At 48.4% G+C, this 17,141-nt stretch carries 14 protein-coding genes; all 14 read right to left on the minus strand.

All coding sequences use genetic code 11. From position 1 onward, the window contains the following. Positions 1-35: 35 nt before the first annotated feature. Positions 36-1,919, minus strand: a complete 1,884-nt coding sequence (locus tag Pan54_RS13320) for a flagellar hook-length control protein FliK (protein WP_146503942.1) — start codon at positions 1,917-1,919, stop codon at positions 36-38. Between the two features lie 162 nt (positions 1,920-2,081). Next, positions 2,082-2,768, minus strand: a complete 687-nt coding sequence (locus Pan54_RS13325; protein WP_146503943.1) for a hypothetical protein — start codon at positions 2,766-2,768, stop codon at positions 2,082-2,084. A gap of 18 nt (positions 2,769-2,786) precedes the next feature. After that, the gene (locus tag Pan54_RS13330) at positions 2,787-3,227 is read right to left on the minus strand and encodes a flagellar export protein FliJ (protein ID WP_146503944.1); all 441 of its coding nucleotides are present in this window, start codon (positions 3,225-3,227) and stop codon (positions 2,787-2,789) included. Between the two features lie 40 nt (positions 3,228-3,267). Continuing rightward, positions 3,268-4,635: a FliI/YscN family ATPase gene (locus tag Pan54_RS13335; RefSeq protein ID WP_146503945.1), complete on the minus strand. Its 1,368-nt coding sequence runs from the start codon at positions 4,633-4,635 to the stop codon at positions 3,268-3,270. A 63-nt stretch (positions 4,636-4,698) separates the two neighbouring features. Then, positions 4,699-5,406 carry a FliH/SctL family protein gene (locus Pan54_RS13340; RefSeq protein WP_146503946.1) on the minus strand — a complete coding sequence of 236 codons (708 nt, stop codon included), beginning with the start codon at positions 5,404-5,406 and terminating at the stop codon, positions 4,699-4,701. A gap of 23 nt (positions 5,407-5,429) precedes the next feature. Beyond that, entirely contained in the window at positions 5,430-6,422 is a 993-nt protein-coding gene (fliG, locus tag Pan54_RS13345; protein ID WP_146503947.1) for a flagellar motor switch protein FliG, read from the minus strand. A gap of 92 nt (positions 6,423-6,514) precedes the next feature. After that, entirely contained in the window at positions 6,515-8,137 is a 1,623-nt protein-coding gene (locus tag Pan54_RS13350) for a hypothetical protein (RefSeq protein WP_146503948.1), read from the minus strand. A gap of 62 nt (positions 8,138-8,199) precedes the next feature. Beyond that, positions 8,200-8,508, minus strand: coding sequence for a flagellar hook-basal body complex protein FliE (fliE, locus tag Pan54_RS13355; protein WP_146503949.1), 309 nt, complete (start codon positions 8,506-8,508; stop codon positions 8,200-8,202). Between the two features lie 44 nt (positions 8,509-8,552). Beyond that, positions 8,553-8,954 carry a flagellar basal body rod protein FlgC gene (gene flgC, locus Pan54_RS13360; protein ID WP_146503950.1) on the minus strand — a complete coding sequence of 134 codons (402 nt, stop codon included), beginning with the start codon at positions 8,952-8,954 and terminating at the stop codon, positions 8,553-8,555. A gap of 52 nt (positions 8,955-9,006) precedes the next feature. Then, positions 9,007-9,546, minus strand: coding sequence for a flagellar basal body rod protein FlgB (locus tag Pan54_RS13365; RefSeq protein ID WP_146503951.1), 540 nt, complete (start codon positions 9,544-9,546; stop codon positions 9,007-9,009). Positions 9,547-9,642: 96 nt separating this feature from the next. After that, complete coding sequence (locus Pan54_RS13370) at positions 9,643-10,092, minus strand: hypothetical protein (protein WP_146503952.1); 450 nt, start codon at positions 10,090-10,092, stop codon at positions 9,643-9,645. Positions 10,093-10,135: 43 nt separating this feature from the next. Next, positions 10,136-12,820 carry a tetratricopeptide repeat protein gene (locus Pan54_RS13375; protein ID WP_146503953.1) on the minus strand — a complete coding sequence of 895 codons (2,685 nt, stop codon included), beginning with the start codon at positions 12,818-12,820 and terminating at the stop codon, positions 10,136-10,138. A gap of 488 nt (positions 12,821-13,308) precedes the next feature. Further along, a complete protein-coding gene (locus Pan54_RS13380) occupies positions 13,309-15,132 on the minus strand; it encodes an RDD family protein (RefSeq protein WP_146503954.1) in 1,824 nt (607 codons plus the stop codon). Between the two features lie 427 nt (positions 15,133-15,559). After that, a complete protein-coding gene (locus Pan54_RS13385; RefSeq protein WP_146503955.1) occupies positions 15,560-16,750 on the minus strand; it encodes a hypothetical protein in 1,191 nt (396 codons plus the stop codon). Positions 16,751-17,141: the final 391 nt, after the last annotated feature.

Consider the following 17,141-nt stretch of genomic DNA (forward strand, 5'->3'; position numbering starts at 1 on the left):
TCAAATGACGACAGCAGGTGACGCAATAATAGACTTTAGATTTGCACATCCATTTCACTCACACCAATTTTTGAAGTGGGTGCATTTTGTTTTTCTTCGGCTTCGGTGGTATCATCCCGTTCAACTCCAGTGGTGCCATATTGCTCCCGCTGGTGCTGCTGATCCTGCGCCATATCGCTTGAACCGGATTCACTCGAAAAAGAGTTTCCTGATTCATTGGCGAGTTGCTCGTTAATCTCCACTTGCAGTTGGTCAACCTTAATTCCTTGCTGCGTCAGGGAATCCTTGAGTAATCCCAATTGTTCAAAGATCACGGCTCGAGCCGCAGCCGATTCGACTTCGATTTTGGCTGTCACTTGACCATTTAATCGATTCACTTCGATCTGCATTGTCCCCAATTCCGGTGGATGCAGGCGAATTTTCAAAGCCTTCCCCTGCTCGGCTGCCTGCTGAATAAAGCTGGCCAGCCTTTGCGGAACTTCACTCTTGGAAGTATCGAGAACCGGACGTACGACTTCCGCTTTCCCCTCAGAAACTGAGGGGCGATTCTCCGCAGCGAGTGTATTGGTCTCAGTCATCCGTGTGCGACTGGACTGCTCATCAATCGACGATATTTTAGAGGCAACAGTTTCCAGCGTAACGGGCTGCACATCAGAGGTCGGATTAGAAACAGTCTGTCCACTCACATCGTTTGTCGAAGGCTTCGCCTGTGGATTGACGTGTTCTGTAACCGGAATTGAAGAGTTTCCATATCGAGAAACCTGCTGCGAATTTGATTCGTCAGAAGTGTCCTCATTTCCGGAGTCCACTTCCGTTGGCTGCTCCTTCTTATGAACCTCGATTTGACTTTCTGTCTTGAGTTCGACTTTTCCTTCATGAACAACATCCTCAGCTTGAGGAATTTGAACAGTTCCATTTGACTTAGCCGATTCCGGCTCCGAATGGCTCTCTGGCAGATCGACACTGTTCTGACTTGGTGAAGAATATGCACTCGGAGTTTCGTAAGTGACATGAGAACTCTGTTTGGATTCAGATTGATTCTCTAAATCCTGCTCCTGATCAGTTGCCTGTTGAACCTCAGTTTCGGCCTCGCTATTCGTGCTCGCCAATGATTCAACAGAATAGATTGGCGACTCTTCTCCAACTTCTTCGTTTTCAGTCGATTGATTTTGAGGTTCCGGCTGGCTGATAACGCCAACTTCAGAAGAAGTTTTCCCAGGAGAGCCTGCAGCTTTAACTGCGGCCTGCAGTTCTTCCATTGAGAGGACTGGCTGACTTTCCAGCGGACTCTCCGTTGAGTTTTTATTCTGATCCAACGCTTTGAAAAATGCTGTTGGGGCCAATGTTGCTGCACCCGTTTCGGAGAAGACTGGCTCATCCAGAGCCTCTGCTTCTGAAGTGTCGATCTGCTGACGCTTCGCTGTGGCGGATAGTAAACTTAACGGCATTGTGACTTCGACTGAATGATCAGTCTCCGGAGCTGAGAAATTGTTTTCTGGATTCGATGATTCCAGATCTAAATTTTCCTCATCAGTATCCGCAATCGGAGTTGTATTTACAGATGCTAAGGAAACTTCCAATGCCTCTTCTGGAATGGCTGAATTTTCCGTTGGCTCATTTCGCGTCTCTGCTTGTTTCGGTTTTGTCTCTGCAGAACGTTCGACGCTTGTCTCACGAATTGGTGTACGACCGGACGGCTTTCTTGATGATGCCGATTCAGGGCGAGCATTTGAAGTCGATTCCAGTGCAGATTGCGGTTTCTTCGACTGGGATTTTTTCAGGCGATCTGCGAAAGCTGGGCGATTCGCGTTCGCAAGAGGCTGAGTGGCAGTCGAACTCTTTTGAGATTCTGCAAGATTCGTCAGCGTACGTTCGGCGATAAACGTAATGGGAGACAATGCGTCCTGGCGTGACAACATCCTTGTGCCCGTTTCTTATCCACAGGAAAATGCGATACGACTGCATCCATGCAAATCGCTCCATTGATGATCTGCGATAAATTACGGTTTTCCAGTAAAAGTTCCTCAAGAAATAACTTACGACTCCAGTACAGATTTCCAACCTGAACTTCGTTACGAAAATTACTGAGGAGTGAGATTACTTTCCGGTTGATTCAACATTGCCTGTCTGGCGCGCTCAGCAGGTTCAATCAACGGTTCGCCGAAATAGATCGCCTTATATATTTCTTCGGCTTTTTCGTAACGTTCCTGCGGATCTTTCCCGGCTATTCTTGTACGAAATTGATCTAAAATGCGAGCTGCGTCCTTCTCTGCCATGCCCTTAATCAAGAGCACAGAGTCACTTACGGCTAATGAAAGCAACTTTTCGACCGCAGATTCGGCTTCCATTTTCAGCAGAATTCCTCGGGCTTGTTCAACGGATTCCGATTTGATTTTCTCGTATTCTTTATCGAGATCTTCCTGAAAGGTTTGCTTAACTTGCCTAAGCTCCTCACGTTCTTTCGTAACCAGCTTGGCCTGATCATCAATCGCTTTCTTCAGAATGGCCAATTCGCTTTCCCGAGAAGAAATACTCAGGATTTTCTCCGTTCGCATCTCCACGACCTGATCGAACGAAGTCATATGGACAGGTTCCTTCACTTCAGAGAGAACAGCTGGACTGGGCTCGCCTTTCAAAATTGCTGCAATTTCCAAAGTCGACTCTCGTGTCAGATTACCCTCGCCCCAGGCATACAATCCCACCAGCATCGCTGTGAGCAGCGTCGCTGTAGAAAAGATACCGATGACGGTTCCCAGTATTCGAAACATGACTCAACTCTCTTCTATTTACGATCTCAAATTAACAGCTGCCCAGGCATCCTGAAGTTCGATTTCAGACTTTTTCAACTGCTTTGCTTCATCAACTTTTTGCTGTTTCTCTTTCAAACGCTCCAACGCTTTCACAGCCGCATCAGCCTGCTGGACAGCCTGCCGACACAACTGCAGTTGATGTTCATATCGTTGAAAGTGAGACATTAACTCCCGCTTATTTTGATCGAGTTGAGAGACGTCGTATCTTAATGAGGCCATGCGACGGATATTGACCTGACCTGAACTGTTCTCATTGCGTATTGTTTCCAGACTGAGTTCACGCTCTCCCCGAAGTGATTCCATTGACTCTTCACAATTCGCTCGATCACGCATCACCTCAGCCATCAACTGCCGACATTGGTCGAGCTGAAAGCGACGATAGGTGAGCAGAGATTCGAGTCGAAATTTGAAGGACATGGTTGGTCGAGGGACCTGAGTCTAGGGACTAGGGATTGTATTAGTTGGCCGTTGCCGATTGAGGTTCCGGTTTTGGGATGGTTGGGGTTGAGATCAACTGGCTACCCAATTTCAACAAATGCTGAATGGTTTCCTGAGCAGGCATGTGTTCAATAGAAGATTGCTGCAGGAACCGATCAATGAGTGGTTTCAATTGCATCGCTCGATCGACTTCGCGATTGGAACCGGTTTGGTAGGCTCCAATATTGATCATATCTTCGGATTGCCGATACGCTGCCAGCAGTCGCTTCAAGCCTTGACTGGCCTGCAGATGTTCGGGAGTGACCAGTTCATTCATCAATCGACTGATACTCGAGAGCACATCAATCGCTGGCCAATGAGACTGATGAGCTAAATCACGCGAGAGAATAATATGTCCATCCAGAATACCACGAACGGTATCCGAAATTGGCTCATTGGTATCATCACCTTCAACGAGCACGGTGTATAATCCGGTAATACTGCCCTGCTCTGTACGTCCACTTCGTTCCAGAAGTCGCGGAAGTTGAGCGAACACGCTGGGCGGATATCCGCGGGTCGCAGGTGGTTCGCCAGCTGCCAGACCAATTTCGCGTTGAGCGATCGCAAAGCGGGTCACGCTATCCATCATGAGCAGAACGTTCAGGCCAAGATCTCGAAAGAACTCCGCGATAGCTGTTCCTGTATAGGCACATTGTCGTCGTAACAATGCGGATTCTTCACTGGTCGCAACAACCAGTACACTGCGGGCACGTCCTTCGGGACCGAGATCGCGTTCCAGAAATTCTCTGACTTCCCGACCTCGTTCTCCAACAAGGACAACCACATTCACATCTGCTGAGGCATACTTGGCCAATTGTCCCAGCAATGTACTTTTTCCGACACCACTGCCTGCAAAGATTCCGAGCCGTTGCCCCTGACCGCAGGTCAGCATACTATCGATGGCTCGTACACCCGTTTCCAGAGTTTGATCGATACGGGGACGATTGAGCGGAGGAATGGGGGCAGACTGGAGTGGAATCGCATGTGGTAAAATTGTATTGGGGCCACCATCGATATAATGTCCACGTGCGTTGACAACACGCCCCAGCAATGCCTCACCGACTCGTAAGGACTGCCTGGTCTGTTTCAATTCAACCAGATCACCCCCTTTGACACCGGCCAAATCCTGATAGGGTTGAATGATAATTTCATCGTCATTCAATCCGACGACTTCGGCATCGACAGCAGAGCGGTGAGCACTGGAAATCCGGCACAAAGCGCCGAGCGGAGCCGGCAAACCTTTCACATGCGCAGACATTCCTGAGATGCGCGTAACCCGTCCCGATAAGCCATAGGGCATTACACCATCCAGCTTCGTGCTCCACTGAAGTTGATTTCGTCCGTCCATGAACGTTTTCTATAAATTCGTTTTCAAAAATGCAGGACAGGCTGTGCCTGACCTACGAGTAGACTAACTCGCTTCTCCCAGCAATTCCTCGGCTATGCGTTGGAGTTGCATTTCGATACGGGCATCAATCTCACCATATTTCATTTGAACGATGCACTCTCCTGATGCCAATTCTGGCTGGCCAATTAACTGGACTTTCGTCTGATGAATTCTGCTGGTCACCTGTTCGAGCTGATCACTCAGTTGTTCCAGGTCCTGCTCGGAAACATGCAATTGGATTTCGGATTGCCCCATCACAAGTTTCAGGACATCTTTGATTCGATCGGCAACAATCGTTGGATCGTTGGCGATCGACCGATGGATCAACTTCCGAGTGATCGCGAGCACTAACTCGATTGATTGCTGCTGCCAATACGCTTCTGCATCCTGACGCAGATCCTGAATCTGGCTGGCCGCCTGCTGCAATCCTGGAAGGACGGCTTGCAACTTTTTGTCCACCTGAGTTTTTGCTTCCTGCTTCACTTTCTCTTGTGATGTTTTCTCAGCCTCCTGCAAACCCTGTTGCAGACCAAGCTGATGACCTTCTGCTTTGGCTTCCTGCTTGAGCTGTTCGATTTCTTCCTGAGCATCGAGCAACATTTGACGAGATTGTTGCCGGACGGTTTCCAGATAATTTTCGCAGCGTAGTTGCAGATCTTCAAAGTTAAACTGGCCACCAGCCAGCGCTGCGCTAATCGTATTCGATTTCATGACTCGGGTACTGGAACTCATTGCGATCTCAAATCTTCATATTTTTATGCAATAAACTGCTCGCTGGAATTCCCAGCGGAAACGGCAATCTCTCCAGAATCTTCGAGACGTCGAACAACATCGACAATTTGAGACTGCATCGCTTCGACATCGCTGACGCGTACGGAGCCAAGGAACTCCATTTCTTCCCGGAGCATTTCAGAAGCACGTTGGGAAAGGTTGGAAAGTATTTTCTCGCGAATCTCTTCCGAGGCTCCCTTGAGCGCCAATGCCCACTGGCTGTTATCCACTTCTTTGAGGAGCGATTGAATGGCTTTGTTATCGAGTTTCATCAGGTCATCGAAGACGAACATCAGTCGGCGAATTTCATCGGCCAGTTCACTGTCTTCCTCTTCAAGATTTTCCAGGATGCCTCGATTGGTCATGCGGTCAGTCAGGTTGAGAATCTCCGCAACAATCGGCACACCGCCCGCTTTTTCAAGTTGCTGATTGATCGTGCTAAGCATACGACCTTCGAGACTTTTCTCGACGTCATCGACAACTTCCGGACTGGTCTGCTCCATATGAGCAACTCGTCGAATCACTTCGAGTTGTTTGTTGGCTGGCAATCCACTCAAAACTTCCGCAGCCTGTGAGGCTGGCAAATGAGAGAGGATCAATGCGATGGTCTGCGGATGTTCTTCGACAATAAAAGTCAGAACGTTTTCTGCCCCCACTTTATGCAGGAATCCGAACGGAACGGAATTCATGGACTGACGAACATTTTCGAGGATCGAAGCCCCATCGCTTCCGAACGAATCTTTCAGTAAATCATCGACGGTCTGCAACCCTCCCCGCTCAATCGGCGTTCGTTCCCGAGCAGCTGAGTAGTATTCGTCAAGTACTTTTTCCTGCTCTTCGCGGGAAACATTTTTGATTTTCGCAATTTCGAGCGTTACCTTTTCAACCAGTTCGCGCGGCATCTGACTGATCACTTCGCGTGCGAGTGGCTTTTCCAACGTCAATAATAAGATGGCTGATTTTCGAATGGCATCCATGCGAGACTCTTTGATTCCAGTAACAGGAATAAACGCTTACAAAATAGTTACATAACTGACAAGACAGGCTGGATGCCTGTCCTGCCTTTTGATTACTTCGCTTCCTGAATCCAGGAACTGATGATTGAGGCAGTCATATCGGGATTTTTTCGAACCAGGCTTTGGAGATGATCGACGCGTTTCGTATCTCCCTGAGGAGTGAGATCGTCGTATTCTTCCTCTTCGGCTTCCTCAGTGACTTTGCTTTTTGCGAGAGGATCTTCTTCAGGAATTTCAGGAGGCGTCTGGCTTCGGACGGTTTTATTTAACATCCAGAATGCCCAGAGTGCAAAAATACTCAGTGCGATCGCGCTGCCCCATTGCTTGAAGAAGTACGATAAGGTTTCTGTCCACGGTGTGGTGAAAGTCTGCTCCTGATGGGGCGTCGCAATGTAAGACCCAATGTCGATAAAGTCGCTCGCATTCTGTCCGGTTGGGATCGGAATAATTTTGGAGACACGCTTTCTGAGAGCCTCTTCCACTTCCGGCTGATATTTCTGAGCAGCCGCCCGAATCTCATCTTCCGTCGATTCCGCTGTAAGTTCACCGGATTGCATGGCGACAACACGATAATACGATTCTGGAACAACAACCGAGACGCGAACATTCTCCGGCAAGGCTCCAATAACAGCCTCCTCAATCACTTTGTAGGAAGGAGCGGTTAAAACAGACTCTTTGGTTGTGGAAGTATCCTGCGTTTGTTGCGGCCGCTGAGTGGCAGCCAAATTCATCGGACCATTGGCATTTTGCCCGGGCTCTTTCTGAGTGGCAAATTGATTGCTGTTGTTCTTGACGTTGTAGTTTTCACTGTAAAGTGTCGAGCCCTGCGTCTGCATGATCTGCTCGCGACTAACCGAAGTTTTGATATTGTCGATATCGACGTTTACCGCCACCCGTACATCATCGATGTAATCAATCGCCGAGAGGATGTCGTTACGATACATCTCTTTGAGCTGCTGTATTCGCTGCAGGACACGATCGTTGAAGGGATCGTTTTCGGAAGACTCCTGATGTGCAATCCCACGACCGAGATCGAGGACGGTCACATCACCCGGTTTCAAATTCGCTTTCATGCCCGAAATCGAAACACGAATTGCGTGCACCAGCGTTTGTGGAATTTCATGACCGGGTTTGGGACGAACTGAAACAGTGGCCGTCGTTCTCGGCTGCGCTGGCCAGCGGGCTTTCTCTTCCTGATCCCATACGACATTTGCATAATCGATATCCGGCAAAGCCGAGAGCATTTGACTGGCAAGTTTTGCGCGAGCGATTTCCTTGCGTGTATCCATCTGTTTGTTGTTGGCGAAGGGGCCAATGTCGGTGTATTGCTGCTCCCACTCTTCGGCCCAGTTCTGAGGCAGACTGCCTGCTGCCAGGAGAGCCGCGTTGTATTCTTCGACTTTATTGGCAGGGACGAGCAACCGCTGTCCACGACGTTTGAAGTCGGTTTTACCCTGACTGATCAGCGTCTCTTCTGCACGAATCAACTCAGCCACCGAAAATGTTTTGCCGACGGAAACTGGTGAGAAACTTCCTTCTCCAGAACCGTTCCACGCCAGATATCCGAACCCACCAAGAATCAAGACCGTCACCGTGACCATGGTCATCCGTTGGCTGACCGGCATCGACACGAATAAATCGCGGAACTGACGATATGTTTCTTTGAAGATGTCCATATTCCCAATCTTTGAGAATGATATCAGTGAAAGTAATGTTGATTGCTTTGAAAATTAGTGAACTACATCCGCATCTGCTGAACTTCCTGGTACGCGCTGACCACTTTGTTCCGCACCTGCATCATCATTTTGAGAGCCATATCGGCTTTCTTCATACTGGTAAAAACTTCCGCGGACGTGATATCGCCCCCCATCAATCGTGTTTCAATATTCTGCTCGGCAGTGTGTCCAAGGTTGCTCGTTTCCTGGATCGAATCAAACAACATCTTCTGAAAATCGACCGGCTGGGATCCTTCAGTGCTTTTGACTGGGGGGGTCCAGGTTGGCAAATTCGCAGGAGTGATTGAGGTTGGCAGAATCGAAGGATTCATGTGATGTTTTCCTCAGGGAGGAGATGTGAAGTATGCGGGAGGGATCAGGCGAGAATTCGCAGTGCCATGTCGCCGATTTTCTGAGTGGTATTGAACGAGACGACGTTGGCTTCGTAGGCACGAGATGCTTCTAATGCATTTACGAACTCTGTGACAAGATTGATATTTGGGTAACTGACATAACCTTCACCATCCGCGTCGGGATGATTCGGCTCGTAAACTCTGCGAGGATCGGAAGTTGTGTCTTTTTCAACTTGATATTCGACTCCTGCGGCTTTACCGTCAGATTTTTCAGCGGAAAAGGCAACGAACCGTCTTTGAAACGGAGCGGTATTCCCTTCGGCATCCCGAGTTGTGTTGATATTGGCCACGTTCTCGGCAATTGTGTTGAGTCGTTGACGCTGTGAAACCAGGCCACTGGTAATGATGTCGATTGTGCGAAACATGAGTGACTCCTGTGTTTTAATGTTGTAGATGAGCAAGTTGATTCGGTTTGCCTTAAACGACACGCTCGCTGATCACCGCCTCAAGCATGCTCATTTGAGATCGCATCACTTCGATGGCGAATCCCTGGAGGGATGCGTTCTTCACCATTTCCATCGACTCCATTTCGATACTGCGGTTGGCTCCATCGTGGAAAGTCAAGTTCCGGTTGTTAACCGATTCTGCAACGGAAAGAGACTTTGGAAAATAATCTTCGAGTTTCGGCTGAACCTGCCCCATTTGTCCGGTGGAGTTAAGTACCGAAGGATTTCCCAGACTTGCCTGCTGCCAATGCAGTTGTGAAAGGGAGGGGCTGCCCGGAGACTGGCCCAGCACATTCGGTAGCATCGGTTGCGGATGGGCGTTGTGCCTGCGTGCCTGGATGGCCTGTTTGAGCGATTCTTCAAATTTGTCAACAGACAGATCGCGCGTGCGATAATCGGGTGTATCGATATTGGCGATATTTCCCGCGAGCACCTGATGCCGCTTCTGACCAAAAATGGCCGCCTGCTCGAGGATGGGGAGAGTTGTCTGTTGTAAAATGGGATCAAGCATGATGTTGTCCGCGTAATGTTAAGCTGTAGGTCAGGCACTGCCTGACATGAATAATAATGGACGTCGAATTTCGTCAGGCAGTGCCTGATCTACTCATTAAAAATTACTGTCAAATTGAGAGGATTGATCGTCATCGTGATAAGCATCCTGAACCGCGATTCCACCAGAGACCAACTCGAGTTGAGCACGGGTATGATCCCGCTGGGATTGCATTTGCTGAGTACATGCAGCTTCCTTTTGCATAACTTCAGCCAGATTCTGCTCGGTCGCGTCGAGCAATTGCTCGCACTTCGAGCGGATCTGAGAATTCAGAGAATCCCTCAAGTCACACCACTGTTGCTGCAGTGGTGGTTCTCCATTGGAGTATTGATGTAAGGCTTCGATCACGGTTTGTTTCCGCATCAGTAGTTCAATCAAGCCGCTATAATCCTCACTGGAAATGAAGGTCGATTGCTCGTCCGTCAACTCTGTCAATAAACGACTGTATTCAAATCGATGTTGAAAGATAGACTGCATCTCATCAGCAGAATATAGTTTCGTAGTCATAAATTGTCTTTCAGGAGCTCGATCGATTGTCAAATAGATGAGTTCAATTGAATGTTTGGGGATCCGCATCGATTGCCAGGTCATACAGGCGAATGGATTGTTCGAGTAGTTTTTCCCATTCCTGCTTGGTGAAATTCGTTGATGTATGTGGGAATGGACCTGGAATCTGATTTAAGATCACGCGAGCCTGTTCCAACTGACGCCGAGCTTCTGCATAAGCATTCAAATTGCGATAACATTCCGCGATGCGATAGTAGGCAATCAGAATGACAGGTTGCCCGGCAAAATAAAAAGCGGCATTGCTGTATAAGTCGATGGCTTTGCGGTAGGAATCGTCATCGTTTTCAAATTGACCAAGATCGAATTGAATATGAGCCGGTTCGAAATAGGAATCGCGCAGAAATTGTTTGGAAATACTATCGAGTTTGCCACGTTGGTCCAGCAACGATAACTCTTCACTGAGGATCTGATACTGTTGACTGGATTGATCCAGATAGCGATAGATTTCGCTTTTGAGTTCCTGCTTCATGTTTTCTGTTTCTGCCATGCGCAACTGCGATTCAGGACGTCGAGCCCGGAACCGCAATCCTTTGGCGAGCAACCAACGGGCTTCGTGGATCGATTCATGATCGGGTATACGTCTCACAAATTCATCGAGCCATTGAATGGCTTCTTCGACTCGTTTATAGCGCTGGTCCTGTTGTGGAGATTGAGCCTTTGCTGGCGTTTTTGGTTTGAGTTGCAAAAAGTCTGGGCGGGTTTCAGTGACATGAAAAAGTGTCCGCCCCAATGCAAACAAAGCCTGTTGCCATTCGGTGGCTTCCGGTGTGAGCGGACTTTCGAGAATCAGTGACCGCCAGACTGCTATCGCTTCATCGGTTTGTCCGTTCTCGAGCAATGCACGTCCCAGCAAGAGTTGGGCATCGTAAACAAGTTGATCTTTGGGATAGTCGCGGATAGTCGCCTGCAGTATTTGGATGGCCTGCTCGATTCGGGGTTCTTCATCGTAACCATCCAGATCGAGTAGTAATTTTGCTTTGAAATTGAAAGCCGCTGGTAAGCCCGTTCTGGGATTCGAGGCGATGTATCGATCGAGCATTCGTAATGCATTTTCAAAATCGTTACCCCGACGATAATATTCGCTCGATTCCCAGAGGGTTTGAGCGTATCGATTGGTCGCCCGAGAACTGTTAGCCAGTTGTGCATACGCATGCCCGACATTTTTCCAATGATCCTGCACATCCTGAAATTTTATGACATCGTTCGTTTGAGATTCATACTCGTGAGAAATCAACTCCGCACGCTTCCGGCTCACGAGTGCGGTCAATCCATTCGTGTATCCTGTGGCGAACAGAGGAACCATTTTCTGAGTCAGTTCGTGCGCCAGGCGATATTGCTCGTAACTCTCGGAATTCCCCCAGTCTTCCCAGGCATTCCGAATCAATTGGCGTGCTTCATCCAGATCGATCCAGGGATTAGCAAACTGATCGGTCGATTCGACATTCGACAAGGCGTGTAGAAAATAAGTAAGTGATTCTTCGTGAAGACCTCGTTTGCGTGCGATATCTCCGGCATACATGTTCGCTGGAAAGTAGACAGTGGAATCAGAAACTGCTGCTGGTTTACTAAAGTGTTTCAGTGCAACATCGAACCGATCTTCTGCAGCATATGTCATTCCCATCAGAAAATGTCCCTGCAGGATCAATTTCTGCTCTAAACCCGATTTCATATCAATAATCTGACTTAACAGTTCGCGAGCTTCTACCGGTTTCTTTTGATCCAGAAGGATCCGAGCTTTGAGAATTATGAGATTATCATGCAATTCTGCCAGTCGTTCCAGGGAGAGCTCATCGACAAAATCGAGTTCTTTTATACTGTTAGCCGTTTGAGTTGCTGCGACAAGATCGCCATCCTGTCGCTGTAAATCAGCTAAACATAGTGTTGCCAGATGGCGTTTTTCTAATTCAGAATATTCGAGCTTATCTGTCTCGGATACTTCGCCAGCTTCTAAATCAGCGTCGCTGAGCTGGGGTTCTGGAATTGAAAATTCGTGTCTGAGTCCCTGAATAATTTCGGAACGTTTCTTGTGTTGTTCAATGATATTAGTCGGATGAACCAATGAGGATTTCAGCACGTTGGGATCGAGATAACACTGCGCAAGCATCAGAATGATATCATCGCGATCTTCCTCTGCGATATCGTAAGCCGATTCGAGAATTTCCCGGGCATCGTAGATTTGTCCCAGTTTGTAATAGCAGGAGCCCAAGGCGTATTGCCAGCTGGGAATCAATTCCACCATCAGCGATTTTTGATTCGCCCTTTCCAGATAGCGCATTGCCAGTCGGTATGTCGGCTCGACGATTCCCTCGTACCCGACTGCGGCTTCCTGGGAAACCCGCTCGGCTTTACGAAATAGGGCAACACCGATGACATATTCGAGCGACCCCCCAATTTCCGGTTCCGCGACTCCTTCATCCAGCATTTGTATGGCCTGCATATAGGCCGTTCGTGTTCGTCCTTGTCGAAGGAATTCGATTGACTCCACCGTCTTTTCCAGAGGGGTCATCTCCGGCTCACTGATCATCACCCAGATTCCCGTCGGCAATCCAATCCCAATAATGATAGCCAGCGCCAGCATGGGATAGATTCCGAACATCGACGTGCTCGATTGTTCAATCGGCAAGTCGTCGAGATCGGTATCAGATTCGACAGGAGGAGTTGCGGCCATGAGAGCCAGACACAGTTAAATGGGCGGGATAATCAGTGTTTTTGTGCGCGGAAAAACCTGAAGCCATCCTTGATCGATGGCAGAAAATTGAGGATGAGAACTTTGACAGTAGGAATCTTTAGAGAAAATTCCACATTTGTGTCAATATGACCCGGATTTTTGCAGTTTTTTCCAGGCATTGCACCAATAAAAAAGCAAGTCAAGTCATGTTCGACTCAACTCGCCTGAGCTAGAGCAGTTCCAATTTGAATGTTCTGCATTTGGACTGATGCAAACAACAATTCAGGACATAAAGCATAAATGCAAAGGCACATTGATACCCATGCGACTGCAGAAACCATTCTTTACCGAATTCCAAATGAATACCGGAAAATAATTAAACCCAGGTGGCGGGGACGTTCCGGAGGTCCTTTTCAAGATGTTACAGGAAATCCAGTGACCAATCGGAACAGGGCTTAAATGGTGTACGGTAGAGAGAAGTTTTATTTCTACTCAGCCGGCGGTTCACTTGCCTTAGGCGTATCCATGCGTACTTGTGTTCCCGAGATTATATCGTGAAGTGTTTTGCGATCTGGCCGGAAACAGGCGATCAAATTTCCGATCCCGGCTGTGAGAAAGCAACTTATAAACCAGAAGGAAAGAAAACGAATCACGGCTTGCCCCGTTGTGATTGGTTGACACCGTTCATCCTCGGCTACAAACAGTTTCATGGCTCCTTTGCCGGGAGTTGTCTGTTCGTAACCACTTTCATTTTTGATGAAGTAGAAGGCAAACGCGATGGTTGGCCCAATGGAAGACACACATAAACTGATGATGTATGCGGTCAATGACTCGAAATCGGCGTCAAATGAAGTCGCCACATAATAAATCATTCCGAGAACAGTGCCGTTTAATGCCATCAGTGCCAGCACATCGATTACATATGCCAGGCTTCGCATTCCAATAGGTGCAATCACAGTTGTTTTGCGATTGCGGATTTTGTCGTTGCCATCTTGTTTCTTGACATAAGTCAGCTCCTTCTTGGAACCGATCAGATTCAATCCTTTTCGGAGATTGGCAGTGAACAATCCGTTCGCTCGTGCGGTTACAACACTGGAAAAACCAATCAGAAAACAGCAGAGAATTCCAATGACAATGGGAAGAATCAGAGCTGTGTAGTTTTCGGATTCCAAATCTTCCTTTTGAGCAATTGCGCCCCATTTGTCCTGGGCTGCAGCTTTACGATCATCCATCCCTGAGGATTCGGCAAGTTTTATTTCCACTTTGGCTCGATGCAATTGTGCATGCTCCTCGTGCACTTTCATAAACTGCTCAAACTTCTGTCCTCCGACAAAATAAACGCCAGCAATACCACCAATCACAGGTAAGTTCACAGCCAGAAACAGCAATGCCCACATCAGCCCAGGTACGAACGTTAGACGAAGTGTTTTGGCAACCTTAGGAAAGATCCAACCTTGGGATTCCACAGGCATCGCAAGATGAGACATCGCTTGCGGAGTGAAAATGAGAATCGAGATCCAACCCAGGCTAATACCGATTGCTGGTCCGATGCCTATTCCCATTGAATCCAACAGAATTCCCAGACCGCCAAAGACAATCCAGAATGGTAATCCATAAATAAAAACCCAGAACACAAATTTGATTCCGCTCATGCCACATAACGCAAAATCGAAGCGAATCTTCTTGATGGTGTCTTTCTTCTCCATCGAAAGTTGCACGATTTCGAGATGCTGAACCAACAACCATCCCAACGGTATCATCGTGGTGACCGTTGTCAGGAGTGTCCAGAAACCAAATGGTGGACCAGTGGCCACCCATGTCAGCCAATAGCCGCAGAAGCAGGAAAGAACAAAGAAGAAAGCAAGAATCCATCCGGTCTTCATCACCTGTTTGAAATTCGACTTCGTAAATGCAAACGGCTCTTTCCAGAGGCTCGCGTAATACGATTTTGGATCGATTCCTTTCGCTGCCATCTTCGAGCGACGGCGACCGGCTGTGGTCAATTGTTCGGGATCGAAGCCACATTCCGGACAGGTCGTTTCCTCAGGTGGAATTTGTGCAGCACATTTCTGACAGAGGACCACACCAGCTGCTTCAGCATTTCCCAAATCGATGTTCTCGAGAAATGCATTGCTGTCCTCTGACGTCGGCTCTTTCGTTTTTTTGCGACGTGTAGAGGATGGACTCTTCTCGGAACCGTCAGGAATTCTGACCTTCTTGCTGCAATTCGGGCAACGGACCCCTTTTCCCGCTGCGGCATCAGGAGCTTTGATTCCGTGACCGCAATCAGGACAGCGAAACTTTATCGACATGAACTGGCCTTAACGTCTATCAATCGAAGTGAGTGTTGATTTCCAGTGTGAAATGAACTTCGATTATTCAGTCTTGGCGTACGAAACGCAACGAAAGACGTAGAGGTTGCGTGATTCTGTGAGAAAACAACAGGAAATTATCCTCCTTCCCAAGGACCTCCTTGGAAACGCCAATACTCGAATCTCCGCTTCGGGGCAATAACATTGCATACCGAAACGACTTGTAGCAGAGCTTCAAACCTGAGTGTTCCCAAGCAGCAGCTTGGGAACAAGTGAATTTGATCGGCACTCACGTAAATTATATCCGCGCATAAAAAAAGGGCACCGGAATGATTCCGGTGCCGCGGGGGGAATGTGCTAGTTCGCCCTGCTCGCGAGGGGGGGGGACAGGGAGCGAGCAAGCAGGACGCACACATTCAAGGGGGGATCAGTTCGTGGCTTTCACCACTTGGAGGGCAGGTCCGTCCGTCGACGAGCCTGAAGAAAGAGAGGAGTTTTCGGACAGAGTGGTCCGAGCACGCCAACCATTCGATCGAATCATCGAAGGAGCAGTTGGTTTGGCAGGGGATGCCGGGGAGTGGTTCGTTTGGACAACCTCTTGGTAAGTCGCAGGTTGAACATGATTTCGCTCTTTGGATTCATTCATTCCCGAGCCGAAGGGGCTGAATGTTCCGCCGTTATCTTTTTTTGCTGGTTCTGGTTCAAATTTGCTGTCTTTTTCAGCCGTTTTCTTCACGGCAGGAGTCGGTGCTTCTGCTTTGCGAACCGAGATCGGATCAGGCACAGGAGCCTGAGCAGTCACAGAACTGTTAGCACCTTCCTGGTAAGGTACGAATCCGAATGCAGTCTGAGTTCCAATCGGCACGGTGCGATAACTTGTCACTGGAAGAGACGCAACAACCTGTTCGTCTTCCCAGCGAATTTTTCGAACTGCAACCTGTCGAGTCGTTGTTTCAGGAACCACACGGGCCACCTGATAACTGACCGTCTTTTCTCCGCGAATCGCTACCTGACGAGTGACGGGCACCTGCTGAGCAACGACATTCGAACAATACTTACGATGCGTTGTGACCGAAGGCGTAAACGCATTTTTGAGGGATTGCCGTGTGCGGTTAAACATGCCGAACAGGCCAGGCGAGCCATCATACGCACACGGTGAAATTTTCTGATTCTGCTGCTGATAGCTGACCCAGCGTCCCATATCGCGTTGCACAGTTTGATACTCTGTGACATTCTGATAAGAGACCGTTGGGATCTGAGCAGTTTTGGTTTCGTAAACAGTTTTATATTCGGTGAACTGTCGATCTTCGTAAGCCGTTTCAACAATTGGCTTACGGACAGTTTGAGTCACCTGACGGTATTCGGTTACAGGAACCTGACGATAAACAACCTGCTGCTGAGAGCAGACGTTGCAGGGATCATATCCGGTCTGTTGTGGTGCATAGGCAACTTGCTGAGGAGCAAAGGAAACCTGTTGAGTTGCTGCACATTCATTACAACCTCCGTTGCCTCCAAAGAGACCATTACGGAAGAGTTGAGCATCTGCTTGATTGACAACCGACAGCAACAACGCTGTCGAAAAGGCGGCCGTCCAAGGACGGAATCGTGGAAACGACATGGGCACAGTCCTGGTTAAGTGAAAGTGTATGATTGGGTCTGGGTCAGTGATGAACGCAAGTCTTATGGAAGACGGGGTTCAATCCCTCACATCGAGTTTTCAGGGCAGGCTCGCATCGATGATCAGGGTGAAATCTCACAGCCGCGTCCTTGCGACTGCTGACTTCGAAATATCGTTCGTTGGGCAAACGATGAGATGGGTCAGTGAAATGAATGTCGGGTGAAACTCGCTGTCGTCCTGACTGCTTGCCGTCACCTGACGAGGCGGGTTTTAATGCAAGAATCCCCGGACGGTCAAGAGTTTCCCAGAAACGTTCTGAGCTTGAAAGAATTACATCAAGTTCGGGGGCAGAACGTCTTCTAACATCTGAAAACCACTTATTTTTAAGGTT

Origin of the sequence: Rubinisphaera italica (genome assembly GCF_007859715.1) — a bacterium.
GTDB classification, from domain to species: Bacteria; Planctomycetota; Planctomycetia; order Planctomycetales; family Planctomycetaceae; genus Rubinisphaera; species Rubinisphaera italica.